This window comes from Wigglesworthia glossinidia endosymbiont of Glossina morsitans morsitans (Yale colony) (genome assembly GCF_000247565.1).
Taxonomy (GTDB): Bacteria; Pseudomonadota; Gammaproteobacteria; order Enterobacterales; family Enterobacteriaceae; genus Wigglesworthia; species Wigglesworthia glossinidia_B.
The window spans coordinates 104,951-119,649 of the sequence record NC_016893.1; the positions used below are offsets into that span (position 1 = coordinate 104,951).

The 14,699-nt window shown below is 23.5% G+C and carries 12 protein-coding genes; 9 read left to right on the top strand and 3 right to left on the bottom strand.

Annotated features, from left to right (window positions below):
* Window position 1: 1 nt before the first annotated feature.
* The 4 genes from WIGMOR_RS00510 (at window position 2) to WIGMOR_RS00525 (ending at window position 3,582) form a co-directional block, all read left to right on the top strand.
* A complete protein-coding gene (locus tag WIGMOR_RS00510; RefSeq protein ID WP_014353900.1) occupies window positions 2-979 on the top strand; it encodes a DNA polymerase III subunit delta' C-terminal domain-containing protein in 978 nt (325 codons plus the stop codon).
* Window positions 980-1,774 carry a TatD family hydrolase gene (locus WIGMOR_RS00515; RefSeq protein WP_014353901.1) on the top strand — a complete coding sequence of 265 codons (795 nt, stop codon included), beginning with the start codon at window positions 980-982 and terminating at the stop codon, window positions 1,772-1,774.
* Between the two features lie 16 nt (window positions 1,775-1,790).
* The gene (locus tag WIGMOR_RS00520; protein WP_041944097.1) at window positions 1,791-2,138 is read left to right on the top strand and encodes an HIT domain-containing protein; all 348 of its coding nucleotides are present in this window, start codon (window positions 1,791-1,793) and stop codon (window positions 2,136-2,138) included.
* Between the two features lie 145 nt (window positions 2,139-2,283).
* Entirely contained in the window at window positions 2,284-3,582 is a 1,299-nt protein-coding gene (locus WIGMOR_RS00525) for an NAD(P)/FAD-dependent oxidoreductase (RefSeq protein ID WP_014353903.1), read from the top strand.
* Window positions 3,583-3,604: 22 nt separating this feature from the next.
* Here WIGMOR_RS00525 and mfd read toward each other — a convergent pair whose 3' ends face one another.
* Window positions 3,605-5,665 (bottom strand): transcription-repair coupling factor, encoded by a 2,061-nt coding sequence (mfd, locus tag WIGMOR_RS00530; protein ID WP_014353904.1) that lies wholly within the window; start codon window positions 5,663-5,665, stop codon window positions 3,605-3,607.
* Between the two features lie 260 nt (window positions 5,666-5,925).
* Here mfd and WIGMOR_RS00535 point away from each other — a divergent pair, with 260 nt between their 5' ends.
* From WIGMOR_RS00535 to WIGMOR_RS00545, 3 genes are read left to right on the top strand one after another with little or no spacing between them, the layout of a single operon-like run.
* Complete coding sequence (locus WIGMOR_RS00535; RefSeq protein ID WP_014353905.1) at window positions 5,926-7,128, top strand: FtsX-like permease family protein; 1,203 nt, start codon at window positions 5,926-5,928, stop codon at window positions 7,126-7,128.
* Window positions 7,121-7,801: a lipoprotein-releasing ABC transporter ATP-binding protein LolD gene (gene lolD / locus WIGMOR_RS00540; RefSeq protein ID WP_014353906.1), complete on the top strand. Its 681-nt coding sequence runs from the start codon at window positions 7,121-7,123 to the stop codon at window positions 7,799-7,801. Before WIGMOR_RS00535 ends, lolD begins: the two co-directional genes overlap by 8 nt.
* Complete coding sequence (locus tag WIGMOR_RS00545; protein ID WP_014353907.1) at window positions 7,773-9,068, top strand: FtsX-like permease family protein; 1,296 nt, start codon at window positions 7,773-7,775, stop codon at window positions 9,066-9,068. The genes lolD and WIGMOR_RS00545 overlap by 29 nt, the downstream gene beginning before the upstream one ends.
* A gap of 48 nt (window positions 9,069-9,116) precedes the next feature.
* Here WIGMOR_RS00545 and purB read toward each other — a convergent pair whose 3' ends face one another.
* Both purB and mnmA read right to left on the bottom strand, forming a co-directional pair.
* Window positions 9,117-10,499, bottom strand: coding sequence for an adenylosuccinate lyase (purB, locus tag WIGMOR_RS00550; RefSeq protein ID WP_014353908.1), 1,383 nt, complete (start codon window positions 10,497-10,499; stop codon window positions 9,117-9,119).
* Window positions 10,500-10,615: 116 nt separating this feature from the next.
* Entirely contained in the window at window positions 10,616-11,734 is a 1,119-nt protein-coding gene (mnmA, locus tag WIGMOR_RS00555) for a tRNA 2-thiouridine(34) synthase MnmA (protein WP_014353909.1), read from the bottom strand.
* Window positions 11,735-12,150: 416 nt separating this feature from the next.
* Between mnmA and htpX the strand changes: the two genes are divergently transcribed.
* Window positions 12,151-13,035, top strand: coding sequence for a protease HtpX (htpX, locus tag WIGMOR_RS00560; RefSeq protein ID WP_014353910.1), 885 nt, complete (start codon window positions 12,151-12,153; stop codon window positions 13,033-13,035).
* A gap of 400 nt (window positions 13,036-13,435) precedes the next feature.
* Entirely contained in the window at window positions 13,436-14,698 is a 1,263-nt protein-coding gene (locus WIGMOR_RS00565) for a TerC family protein (RefSeq protein ID WP_014353911.1), read from the top strand.
* Window position 14,699 lies beyond the last annotated feature (1 nt).

A 14,699-nucleotide genomic window follows, 5' to 3' on the forward strand; every position in this document is an offset into this window, starting at 1 on the left:
TATGCTATATCCATGGTTAAAAATACCATATCAAGAAATTATATCATGTCTTAAATTTAATACTTCTTGCACGGTATTACTGCAAAGCAACTCAGGATGCGGAATAAAAAAATTGTATTGTGCAATAATTAAACAAATATTTTGCAAATGCAAAAAAGATACGATTCATTATAATTTTTGTTTAAATTGTCAATTATTATCTGAAAATCGTCATCCAGATCTTTATGACTTCTCTAAGTATGCTATTTTAAATAAACAAATTGGAATAGATATCATACGAGAAATTTGCGAAAAAATTTTTTATCCTCCATATTATGGAGATGTAAAAATAATATTAATTCAAAATTTAGAACTTTTAACTAATCAAGCTATGCATGCATTACTGAAAACAATAGAAGAACCGTCAAAAAAAACATATTTTATATTAGGATGTAAAAAAATTAATTATATTTTGCCAACAATTCTTAGCAGAAGTAAAATATGGAATATTTTTATTAAAACAAGCGATAGTTTGCAGTGGTTAAATGATCAAGGATACACAGAACTAAAGAAAACTAAAATTATTTTAAATCTCTGTTATGGAGCGCCAATTTTTGCTAAAAAAATGTTATCTTCTAATTTTTGGGAGATAAGAAAAAAAATGATATTAATTCTAAAAAAAATTTTTCTAAAGCAGGCTTCTTTTTTTCATTTGTTTGAAAGTTGTCAAAAAATTGAAATATTTTTTATATTTATAAATTCTTTTATTATAGATACTATAAGATACAAAAGTAACATTTTTTTGAATATTATTAACATTGACTGTATTAAAATTGTAGAATATATGTCTAAAATTTGTTCTATATGTTTTTTATATCAACAATGGGATTTTTGGTTAAATTTTAAAAAATTAAATTCAGAAATTTCAGGAATTAACAAAGAAATTTTTTTAATAAAAACTATATTAGCTTGGAATAATTTAATTCAGGATATTAAATAAGTGCTTTTAATTGATTCTCATTGTCATTTAGATTTTTTGAGCAATACTCGTAAAAATATTAAAAATATTGTATTACAAGCAGAAAAAAATCATGTTAATCAGATTTTATCTGTATGTATTTCCGTTTCGCAATTTTCTAATATGATTAGTTTACTTAATAAAATTCCAAATGTTTTACTTTCGTTTGGAATACATCCACTTTATATTGAAAAATCATATGATAAAAAATTACTGCATAATTTTGCAACTAGAAATGATGTAGTAGCAATCGGAGAATCAGGATTAGATTATAGCAAAATTGGATATAATTCAGAAATACAAAAAAAAGTTTTTCTTGATCATATTGAAATTAGTAAGATAGTTAAAAAACCTCTTATTATTCATTCAAGGAATGCGACTCATGATATGATTAAAATTTTATCTAATGTAAATTGTGAAATTTCCGGATGTATCATGCATTGTTTTACAGAAAATATACAAATAGCAAAAATTTTTTTAGACTTAGGATGTTATATTTCATTTTCTGGAATTGTTACTTTTAAAAATGCAAAAATAATACAAGATTGCGCAAGATATGTACCTGATGATCGTATATTAATAGAAACAGATTCACCATATTTATCTCCCGAACCATATAGAGGAAAAAAAAATCAACCATCTTATTTAATTCATATTGCAAAATATATTGCAAATTTAAGAAATACAACTTTAAAAAATTTTTCAAAAAGTATAGTAAAAAATTTTCAAAAATTATTCCCAAAACACTCCAGTAAAAATAAAAAAAATATTCAATAAATATCAAGGAAAATATATTTTGAAAGAAAATATTTTTATAAAGATTTTGCAAAAAAAATCACCCGCAAATATTATATATCAAGATAATTACGTGACTGCTTTTCGAGATAAAAATCCTCAAGCACCAATACACGTTATTATAATAACTAATATACTTATACCTACTGTAAATGATGTAAAAGATCAACATGCATTAATGCTCGGTCATTTGTTTCTTGCAGCTTCTAAAATAGCTGTAAAAGAAAAAATTAATAAAAGTGGTTATCGTCTAATAATTAATTGTAACAAAGATGGTGGCCAAGAAATTTATCATTTACATATGCATTTATTAGGAGGTAAAAATCTTGGAAAATTATTATATTGATACGAACAAAAATGAAATTTAACATTAACATAAAAATATAAATAATAACTAATTTACTGCAAGAGAAAACATATATTATAAATAAATTTATAGAAATTATTGCTGATAACTAATAATATATTCTAAAAAAATTGGAAAATACACAATGTTACAAAAAATTATTATAGTTGGCGGAGGAGCTGGCGGTTTAGAATTAGCTACAAAATTAGGAAATAAATTAGGAAAAAAAAAATTAGCCAGTATTATTTTAGTCGATTTTAATTACATTCATGTATGGAAACCTTTATTGCATAAAGTTGCCGTAGGCTCTTTAAATGAAGGCAATAACTGTACTAGCTATATCGCACACGCTAAAAATCATTATTTTAAATTTTGTTTAGGAAAAATGATTGGAATTAATCGTATTAAAAAAACAATTATACTTAATGAATTAATCAATCAAGATGGAACAATTATTGTTCCTAAAAGAGAATTGAACTATGATATTTTAGTAATTGCAATTGGTAGCAAATCAAATCATTTTGCAGTACCTGGAGTAAAAAAATACTGTAATTTTATTGATGATATTTTTCAAGCTAAAAAATTTTATAAAAAGATGTTTAATTTATTTTTAAAAATTTCTATGAACAACAATCTTCTTACAGAAGAGTATAATATTGCAATTGTCGGGGGAGGAGCAACTGGAGTAGAATTATCGGCAGAGTTATGTAATGCAGTCGATGAATTGCATCGATACGGCTTTCAAGGTTTAAAAAAAAACGTTCTTCATGTAACATTAATTGAAACAGGACCTAGAATTTTACCTGCTTTACCAACTAGAATTTCTCATAGAGTACATTTAGAATTAAAAAAAATTGGTGTAAAAATTTTTAATAATACTACAATTGTAAAATGCAACGAAACTAGTTTGCTTACTAAAAATGGAGAAAAGATTAAATCTGAACTTATGGTATGGTCGGCTGGAGTTAAAGCACAAAAATTCCAAGAAAAATATTTTGATTTAGAAACAAATCATATTCATCAAATATTAGTTAAAGATACATTGCAAACTACTTTAGACGAAAAAATATTTGCAATAGGTGACTGTGCATCTTGTTTATTAAAAAATGGCATCTATGTACCTCCGAGAGCTCAAGCAGCACATCAAATGGCAACATGTACTTATTTTAATATTTTATCATTAATAAAAAATAAAAAATTAAAAAGCTATATCTATAAGGATTATGGATCACTTATATCGTTATCTAAATTTAAAACAATAGGAAATTTTATGGATCATATAACTAATAATTCAATTTTAATTGAAGGCATGATTGCAAAATTAGCGTATCTTTTATTATATCGTATGCATCAAATTTCTTTACATGGATCTATAAAAACAGGATTTATGATACTTTCTACAGGAATTGAACGCATTATTCAACCTCGTTTTAAATTACATTGATTATTTTAATTTATTTTTTTAATCAAGATATAGAAATTAAAAAATTTTTTACATAATTTATTCTTTCTAGATAACTATTTGTATAAAAATTTATTTTTAACTTTGTGCTCGTTTTAAAACTATAAATTTTAGAATTCTGCAATATTGTTATTAATTTTTTATAATTTATAGTATTTTTTTCATGAAATTCGATCGTACCTCCTTGAGAATTCAAATTAATTTTTTTGATTCCTAACAAATAAGACTGTTTTCTAATTTTCGCAATTTCGATTAAATTTAATGCAAATTCTGGAATAGTACCAAAATTATGCAACAATTGATTTTTTATAATATGAATTTTTTCAATATTACTACTAAAAATTTTTTTATAAAAATTTAAACGTGTTGATACGTCTGAAATATAAGATTCTGGTAAAAAAGCTGGAACATTTAAATCTACTTCTGTAAAATTATTTTTGATATTTTCTAAAGAAATTTCTTTACCAGATTTTATTGCATTTACGGCATTATATAATAATTCATGATATAATGAAATTCCTATAGAATTTATTTGACCACTTTGTTTAGATCCTAACAATTCTCCGGAACCTCTAATTTCTAAATCATTTATTGCTAGTGAAAATCCTGATCCTAAAGTATCTATTTTAGAAATTGCCTCTAATCTTTTTTTAGAATTTTCTTTCAAAGAACATTTTGGAGATATCAAAAAATATGCATATGCTTGACGAAATGACCTTCCTACTCTTCCGCGTAATTGATTTAACTGGGCAAGACCAAATTGATCGGCGCATTCAATAATAATGGTATTAGCATTTGCTATATCAATTCCAGTTTCAATGATTGTAGTACATACTAATACGTCAAAATTATTTTTTTGAAAATTTTTCATAATTCTTTTAAGCGATTTTTTACACATCTTTGAATGTAAAATTTCAATACGCGCTATAGGTATTAATTTTTTTAAAAGTTCTAATTTTTTATTAATCGTTTGAATATTGTTATGTAAGTAATATATTTGTCCTTTTCTAGATAATTCTTTTTCGATAGCTTTTTTAATTATTGATTTATTATATTCGTAAATAAATGTTTTTATTGCAAGTCGATGTTTTGGAGGTGTAGAGATAATTGACAAATCTCTCAAACTATTCAAAGCCATATTTAAAGTTCTCGGGATAGGAGTAGCTGTTAGTGCTAAAATATCGATGCCTGAACGTAATACATTAATGCATTCTTTTTGAGACACACCAAATCGATGTTCTTCATCAATAATCAATAATCCCAAGTCATGCCAAATAACATCTTTCTGTAATATACGATGTGTACCAATTACAATATGAAAATTACCTTTTAAAATTAAATTTAGAACATTCTTTTGTTCTCGAATATTTAAAAAACGTGATAACATTGCAATTTTTATTGGCCATTTTTTGAATCTTAAACTAAAATTTTTAAAATGTTGTTGTGCCAATAACGTTGTTGGAGTAAGTAAAGCTACTTGTTTTTTGTTTTCTACAGCTACAAAAGCAGCGCGCATAGCAATTTCTGTTTTTCCAAAACCTACATCGCCGCATATTAAACGATTCATAATCGTATTTTTTTGCATATCATACAAAACTGCATCAATAGCTTTTTGTTGATCATACGTAAGTTCAAAATTACAATCACGACAAAATTCTTGGTATTTAAAAATATTATTTCTAAACTCAAATCCTTTTTTAGATAATCGTTCTGATATATTATCTAATAATTCAGCTGCTAAATCTTTAATTTTATATATTGTTTTTTTTCTAGTTTTTTTCCATGTATCCGATCCAAGTTTGTGTAAAGTAATATTTTCTGTATTTAAATGACATGGAAGATATTTATTTATTAAATGCATAGATGTAAGCGGGACGTATAAAATATCATTTTTTAAATATTTAATCATTAAATATTCATTTTCTATATCTCCTGTTTTTATTAGTTTAGTTCCTATGTATTTACCAATGCCATGTTCAAAATGAACAACAAAATCTCCTACCTTTAAAAGTATTTCGAATTTTTTTTTGGAGTTATAAAAAAAATCATTTATTTTTTTGTTCATTGTATTAATATAATTTTTAATTAAATGTAATTTATTTACAATATCTATGTATCTTAATTAAAATAAGTTTACATAAATATTGAATGCATATATTTTATAATAATTATTTAACTTGCTCTATTACAAAAATTTTTTATCTAAAAAAATTTAATTTTATACTGAAATTAATTCACAAAAAATTTGGTACTAAATATACATATTTAAAATATAATATTATATGTACTTAACTATAAGTATGTTAAATTTGATAAATACATAAAATGTATCAACCAGCTTTCTTGTATATTGGAATAAGATATATCTTAAAAAATGCATTCAATCAATACAATAAATTATCTTCTTGGATATCATTAGTCGGTATAACAATAGGAATATTTACATTAATATTAGTTACTTCTATTATGAATGGATTTGAAAAAAATTTAGCACAACACATACTAAAATATATTCCACATGCAATTTTGAAGAACGAAAATAATATAAATTTTAATAAAAATTTGGTTTTATCGAATAATAAAGAATGTTCAAATATTCGAAATTTTTCTTCATTTATTTCGACTAACGTTATTATTCAAAGTGAATACGGACTAATTAACGGAACAATTTCTAATATAGAATCCATAGAAAAAAATTTATCTTTATTAAATATTAATAATAAAGTTATTAATCGTTTAATACCGGGACAATATAAAATTATTATAGGTTACGAACTTTCTAAAATTCTTAATGTTCATATTAATGATCGAATACGATTAATTTTTCCAGAAAAAAGTAATTTTACAATTGTTGGTTTAATACCTACACAAAGAATTTTTACTGTATTTGATATATTTTATACTAATAGTGAAATGGATAAAAATCAATTATTTATCCATTCAAAAGAACTTAAAAAAGTTATGCGTTATCCTGAAAAACATATTGATGGATGGCGATTATGGCTACAAGATCCATTAAAAATTAATACGAATAGTATAAAATCTTGTTTTATCAGTCATTATTCATATCAAGATTGGCGTGATTATAAATCAGAAATTTTTCGTGCATTAAAAATGGAAAAAAATGTTACTTTAGTATTTTTAAGTTTAATTGCTATTATATCTATATGTAACGTTTGCATTGCACTTTCAGTAGAAATTACTTATAAAAAACAAGAAATTGCTATTTTTAAAACACAAGGTTGTAAAAAATATGAAATATTTTTAATCTTTATATTGTATGGTATAATTAATGGAGTATTAGGTATTTTTTTTGGAAATATAACAGGCATAATATGTGCTTATTATTTAAATAATATTTTATCAGCATTAGATATATTTAATAAAATTTTTTTACCAGTAAAAATTCAAGCAATTAATATTATTTATATAGACCTTATTTTTATTATTTTTGTTATTTTATCTACTTTGTACCCTTCTTATTATGCTATGAAAATTCAACCTGCAAAAACTTTAAAATATGAATAAAATACCAATTTTAAGTTGTGTAAATGTTACTAAAATATACAAAAATAAACTTATAATACTTAACAATATAAACTTATCTATTCAAAGATCAGAAACAATCGCTATTGTTGGTCGATCAGGATCAGGAAAAAGTACGTTATTATACATATTAAGTGGATTAGACAATCCTACAAAAGGAGATGTTTTTTTTGAAGGCAAATCAATATATCGTTTATCTTCTTCACAAAGCGCTGATTTAAGAAATAAAAGTTTTGGATTTATTTATCAATTTCATCATTTGCTTCCAGATTTTAATGTTTTAGAAAATGTTTTAATGCCTGCTTTAATAGGGAAATTTAACATTAAAAATGCAAAAAAATCTGCATACGAAATTTTAGAACAATTAGGTTTACAAAAACGTGTGCATTATAAACCACATGAACTTTCTGGAGGAGAAAAACAAAGAGTAGCTATTGCAAGAGCTTTAATTAACAATCCAAAAATAATTTTTGCAGATGAACCTACTGGAAATTTAGATCAAATTTCTGCAAAAAAATTTTTTGCTTTATTAAATACTATAAATTTATATAAAAGTACTACTTTTTTGGTTGTTACACATTGTTTGAATTTTTCAAAAAAATTAAAAAAAGTGTTAGAGATAAAAAATGGTATTTTATATAAAAAAGATTTCTAAATTTTTTTTAGATTTACTCCCATTGTCATTAAAAATTGCACTAAATTTTCAAATAGGTTGGAAAAAAGAAAAAATAACTGCTTTTATTTCAAATATGTTAATCATCGGAATTACATTAAACATTATTATTAGTATTTTATCGATTAGTATAATTAACGGTTTTGAACATGCACTAAAAAATAAAATTTTAAATATAGTACCGCACTTAGAAATTAGTTTTTTAAGCAAATTTTCTATAAAAAATTGGAAATTTTTAAAAACGAAAATTTTAAACTTCCCTGACGTTATAGCAATTTCTCCATATTTAAATTTTGTTGGATTAATTGAAAATAAAATCGCATTCCATGTCCTATATATTCATGCTATTGATACTCAATATGAAACAAAATTTCAAAAAAATGTAAAATATTTTTATAAAGATCAATCAAACATCTTATTACAGCTAGATAAAATAAATAATTCTATTATCATCGGAGCAGGAATAGCAAAAAAATTTAATTTAAAAATAGGAGATAAATTATCAATTTTTCCTGCTAATATAAATAAAAAAAATAATTTTGTTTTTCCTCAATCACTTAATTTTAAAATAGTTAACATAATAAAATTTAATAGTCAATTAGATCATGACTTTGCTATTATCTCGTTATTTCATGCTCAAAAATTACTTAATAGAACAAATGAAATTGACGGTGTTAACATTAAAGTAAAAAACATGTTTAAGTTAAATAATGTAATAAAAGAATTTTTTTTAATCAATAATCCAAATTTTTTTCAAATTAATACTTGGATGTTAAAATACGGTTATATATATCAAGATATACAGACAGTTCGTGCAATTATATATTTATGTGTATTTTTAGTTTCTGTTATTTTTTCTTCTAGTATAATCTCTATGTTAACTGCAATTATGAAAAGAAAAATTTTTGATGTTGCTATTTTATTTTCTTTAGGAGCTAAAAATAGACTAATTTATAGTGTATTTTTATGGTATGGGGGAATATATATTATTTTTGGTAGTTTTTGGGGAATTTTAATAGGTTTGTTTATATCGCATTATTTTAATGTAATTATAAAAAAAATTGAAAATTTATTCAATGTTCAATTTTTATCTTCAAATATATATTTCGTAGATTCTATACCAATTCAAATTGTTGCTTTTGATATATTTTTGATTATATTATTTATTTTTATATTATTTATGATATCTAGCATATATTCTATATTCAAAATGATGCGTAAAAGTTCTAATAAATTTATATTATCTTAAAAAATTTTAAAAATTAATTTTAAGATTTAAATTTGTAAGATTTCAAAATTATTTAATATATTTTTTAAATTGACGTATAAGCTGCGTCGACAATCCAATGTACTTATCAGGAGTAATATTTTGCAAAATCTTTTTATCTGTTTCAGAAATATTTAATGTTTTAATAAATAATTTAATATTAATTTCGTTTATTTCGTGTTTTTTAAAAAAATTTTTTACTAATTCATAAGAGTTTTTTATTTTATTACGACGCATTAAAATTTGTATAGGTTCTGATAAAACTTCCCAGTGGTTATTTAAATCGTTCTTTATTTTTGAAGTATTTATTTCTAATTTTGAAAAACCATATAACATTTTTTGGTAAGCAATAAATGAATAGCTTATAGCAACTCCTATGTTTCTTAATATAGTAGAATCTGTTAAATCTCTTTGTAATCTTGAAATTGGAAGTTTCTTAGATAAAAAGTTTAAAATAGCATTAGAAAGTTCTAAATTACCTTCTGAGTTTTCAAAATCAATAGGATTTACTTTATGTGGCATAACAGAAGAGCCAATTTCGTTAACATGAAATTTTTTTTTAAAATAGTTTCTTGAAACGTATGTCCAAATATCTTGATTAAAACCAATTAAAATGCTATTAAAATGAGATATGCAATTTAAAATTTCTACAATATAATCATGTGGTTCAATTTGAGTCGTAAACACATTAGGTACAATATCAAAATTAGAAATAAATTTTTTGCTAAAATTAACCCAATCGAAGTTTGGATAAGCAATATTATGAGCATTATAATTTCCTACTGTACCATTGAATTTTCCAAGAATTTTGATTTTTTTAAGTTTTTGGTACTGTTGAGTCATTCTATAATAAAAATTTAACATTTCTTTTCCAAATGTAGACGGAGTAGCCGGTTGCCCATGAGTACGCGATAGTATTGAGATAGAATCATATTTCATTGAAAATAAGTAAATAGTACGAACAATTTTCTTCCAAATTGGCAAAATAAATTTTTTCCTAGCACGGGATAAAATTAATCCATAGGCGAGATTATTAATATCTTCAGATGTACAAGCAAAGTGTATAAATTCTGATTTTTCTTTTAAACTGATTAATAAAGAAAATTTTTCTTTTAAAAAATATTCTAAAGATTTAATGTCATGTTTTGTTTTAAATTCAATTTCTTTAATACGTTCAGCATCTTTAAAACTAAAATTGCTTATAATATTTTTTATAAATCTTTTTTCTATATTATTTAAAGGTTGTAATTCTAATATTTCATCGCATTCAGCAAGTGATTCAAACCATTTAATTTCTATTTTTAATCGAAATTTTAAAAGTGCAAATTCGCTAAATATAGATCGTAAAGGAACCGTATAATTATAATATCTACCTTCAATAGGAGAAATTGCAGTTAGTGAAGAAATATGCATATTTAAGCTCTTTAATAAAATTAAAAAATAGAAAAATTATACAAATAAGTGGTCAATATCTGTTATTTTTTATTTATTTATCAATTATAATATAAAATATATATTTGATATAACTTTTATTTTGATTTATTTAATAAATCGTGTAGTAACGTTCTGCTATGTATTATGCCGCCTCCTAAACAGCGATTTTTCAAATAAAAAACTGCAGATTGACCTGGAGTCACTGCAAATATAGGTTGATCAAAAATAACTTTCAAATATTTTTTTGATTTTGGTTTTTTAATCAAACAACCTGTATTTTCTTGACGATATCTAGTTTTTATTGTGCATTTAAGTTCACTGTTTAATGGCATTTGATCAATCCAATGCGGGTAAATAACAATTATGCTCACTGAAAGTAATGCAAGATGATTTCTACCTTGAACAACAATTAAGCTATTTTTTTTTACATCTTTATCTGCTACGTACCATGGATCTGCACATGTATTATATGTGCTATTTATATTTATCCCTTTTCTCTGGCCTATTGTGTAATATATCAAACCAGGATGATATCCTATTTTTTTATTTTTTATAGAAGTAATTATACCTGGGCTTGCAAGCAAATAATTTTTAATAAATTTTTTAAAATTTCGTTTTCCTATAAAACAAATACCTGTTGAATCTTTCTTATTAGCAGTAATTAAATTTAGTTGAGAAGCAATATGTCTTACTTGTAATTTAATGAAATTTCCTACAGGGAAAAGACATTTAGAAATTTCTTGATGTTTAATTTGATGCAAAAAATAACTTTGATCTTTATTCATATCTATTCCAGAAAATAAATAACTTTTTCCTCGAAAATCCACACGTCTTGCGTAATGACCAGTTGCAATATAATCTGCTTGCATTTCTTCGAATGCAAAATTTAAAAAAACTTTGAATTTAATTTCTTTGTTACATAGTATGTCTGGATTCGGAGTCTTACCTAGTTGATATTCTTTAAGAAATATTTTAAAAACTTTATCCCAGTATTGTTTTGAAAAATTTAATACAGTCAAATTAATTCCTATTTGCTCACATAAACACTGTGCATCTTGCAAATCCTGTTTAATAGAACAATAACTTTTACAATTATTTTCTTCCCAATTTTTCATGAATACACCTTCTACATGATAACCATTTTTTTTTAATAACCATGCAGATACAGACGAATCTACTCCTCCTGAAATACCAATTACTACTTTTTTTTTCATTTTTAAATGCTCTATAAAATAAATTTTTTTATTTATAAAAATTTATCATTTTTTTTATAAATTAAATGTTTTAAAAAAAAATAAAACGTGCAATGATGCAATGAATAATTATTTAATTAATTTAATTTTTATATAAATAAAAAAAAATATCAAATTTTATTAAAATTATAAATATAGAAGTTTTATGTAAATATTATATTGTATATTTTCTTATATTTGAATATCATAAATTGATTAAAAAAGTTTAAATTTAAAATATTAAAATAAAAATTTTCAAAAATGATACATTTTTTCAAAAAACCACTTAAAATTTAAATGTCTCATTATCTTAAATTAAAATAAAAATAATTTTCAAAATAATTTTTTAGCAAATTTTATATTTCATATTGCTATTTTCATTGAAAGAGGCTTACTGTATGATGCGTATTATTCTTTTTATATTAACTAATTTATCAGTTATGATAATATTTGGAATTATATTATCTATTACTGGTATTAAATCCTCTAGTATATTAGGGCTAATGATTATGTCGGGTCTCTTCGGATTCGGAGGATCAATAGTATCTTTATTATTATCAAAAACTATGGCTATACACGCGGTAAACGCTCAAATTATTAAAAATGCTTCTAATGAAACTGAAAAATGGTTATTAAATACGATACGCTTACAAGCAAATCAGATGTCTATTGGCATTCCAGATATAGCTATATACGAAGCTGCCGATATTAATGCATTTGCTACAGGAGCAAAAAAAAATTCTGCATTAATCGCGGTTAGTACCGGATTATTAAATAATATGGATCGTAAAGAAGCGGAAGCTGTAATAGCGCATGAAATTAGTCATATCGCAAATGGGGATATGATTACAATGACATTGTTACAAGGTATAGTGAATACGTTTGTAATATTTTTATCTCGTATTATTGCTCGATTAATATTAAATATTTCTTCTGCAAATAGAGATGAAGAAGATACTTATGCGTATGATAATTCTTGGATGTATATATGTATATCTATGGTATTAGAATTAATTTTCGGTATTTTAGCAAGCACAATTACATTATGGTTTTCTAGAAAAAGAGAGTTTTATGCAGATGCAGGATCTGCTAGATTAGTAGGCAAAAAAAATATGATTGCAGCTTTAAAAAGAATACAAACAACTTGTGAACCAAAAGTTGGTAAAGAAATTTTAGCATTTTGTATTCATGGAAAAAGTTCTTTAAATGAAATTTTCATGTCTCATCCTCCTATAGAAAAACGTATACATGCATTAGTAATGGAACATTACATTAATAAATAAAACTAATTTTCATTAAAATTTTTATAAAAAATTTTTATTAAATAATTATTCAAAATTTATTTAAAAAATTAGTTAAATTTATTATTGATTTTGATATAAAATTAAAATAAAAAAATTATAAATTAATGCACACATATTTTATGTTTAATTTATTATGATTCGCTATTCCAAGAGGGTATCTCTATATTTGATTATCAGTATAAGATACTCTCAAAATAAAAATAAAAAAAATAATCGAATTTTTACTTAATCAATCCTTTTATTCACATTTACTTTCAATATCGTAATTAAATCTATTTAATTGAAATTAAAATATTTATAACAATAAATATTTGATTATAAATTTTTTTAAAAAAATTATTACAGAATATTTAAAAATAACATTAATTGGAGTAATTACATGGAATTTTTAACAGATCCCTCATCTTGGGCCGGATTGTTAACTTTGATTATATTAGAGATAGTTTTAGGAATTGATAATTTAATATTCATTGCTATTTTATCTAATAAATTACCTCCACAACATCGCGAACGTGCACGCTTAATAGGTTTAAGTATAGCGTTAATTATACGAATAGGATTGTTATCTTTAATTTCTTGGATAGTTACATTAACTAAACCATTAATAACAATAATGAACATTATGTTTTCTGGATGTGATTTAATTTTAATATTTGGAGGATTATTTTTAATATTTAAATCCGTGACTGAATTACATGAAAGACTTGAACATAAAGAAAATAAAATTCAAGAAAATCGCGGTTATACTAGTTTTTGGATTATGGTAGTACAAATTGTAGTATTAGATGCAATATTTTCATTAGATGCAATCATGACTGCAGTAGGAATGGTAAATAATTTATATATCATGATTATTGCAGTCATATTCTCTGTAGTTATTATGTTAATTGCAGCACCAACTTTAATTCAATTTATGAATAAACATAAGACCGTAGTAGTGTTGTGTTTAAGTTTTTTATTAATAGTAGGATTTAGCTTAATTTCTGAAGGATTTAAGTATCATATTCCTAAAGGATATATGTATACTGCAATTAGTTTTTCAATATTAATTGAATTTTTTAATCATATTTCACATCGTAATTTAATAAAAAATCAATCATTAAAGCCTATGAGAGAACGTGCTGCCGAAACAATAGTACGATTAATGGGGGGGTATATAGACGATCCAATAATAGATAAAAATCTCTCAGATACTGAAAAATTGACGAATCTTGCATCTGATGAACGTAGTATGGTTGCTAATATGTTATCATTATTTACACGTTCATTATATAGTATAATGACATTACGAAAAGAAATTGTTTGGATTAATCTACAAGAACCAATTAAAAAAATTAAAGAACGTGTTTTTAATCAATCGCATAAAATGATTCCTGTATGCAATGAAACGTTAGATCAAATTATTGGGATAATACATATCACGGAGTTAATTTCTATAGATAGCATAAAACAGTTGAAACGTGTATCTAAAAGTAATGTCATTGCTACAGTACAAATAACATGCAACATATTGCAATTAATTAAAAAATTACAACATCCCAGCGGGAAAATTGTTTTTGTTTTAGATAAATCAAATAAAATTCGCGGTTTAATAACTCGTGTAGATATTTTAAAAGCTATTTTAAGTGAATTTTCCAGTTAAA

What these genes read in the sequence shown, in the direction of transcription:
- WIGMOR_RS00510 (WP_014353900.1), top strand. Translation starts at nt 2, where the DNA reads ATGCTATATCCATGGTTAAAAATACCATATCAAGAAATTATATCATGT.
- WIGMOR_RS00525 (WP_014353903.1), top strand. Translation starts at nt 2,284, where the DNA reads ATGTTACAAAAAATTATTATAGTTGGCGGAGGAGCTGGCGGTTTAGAA.
- mfd (WP_014353904.1), bottom strand. Translation starts at nt 5,665, where the DNA reads ATGAACAAAAAAATAAATGATTTTTTTTATAACTCCAAAAAAAAATTC.
- WIGMOR_RS00535 (WP_014353905.1), top strand. Translation starts at nt 5,926, where the DNA reads ATGTATCAACCAGCTTTCTTGTATATTGGAATAAGATATATCTTAAAA.
- lolD (WP_014353906.1), top strand. Translation starts at nt 7,121, where the DNA reads ATGAATAAAATACCAATTTTAAGTTGTGTAAATGTTACTAAAATATAC.
- WIGMOR_RS00545 (WP_014353907.1), top strand. Translation starts at nt 7,773, where the DNA reads ATGGTATTTTATATAAAAAAGATTTCTAAATTTTTTTTAGATTTACTC.
- purB (WP_014353908.1), bottom strand. Translation starts at nt 10,499, where the DNA reads ATGCATATTTCTTCACTAACTGCAATTTCTCCTATTGAAGGTAGATAT.
- mnmA (WP_014353909.1), bottom strand. Translation starts at nt 11,734, where the DNA reads ATGAAAAAAAAAGTAGTAATTGGTATTTCAGGAGGAGTAGATTCGTCT.
- htpX (WP_014353910.1), top strand. Translation starts at nt 12,151, where the DNA reads ATGATGCGTATTATTCTTTTTATATTAACTAATTTATCAGTTATGATA.
- WIGMOR_RS00565 (WP_014353911.1), top strand. Translation starts at nt 13,436, where the DNA reads ATGGAATTTTTAACAGATCCCTCATCTTGGGCCGGATTGTTAACTTTG.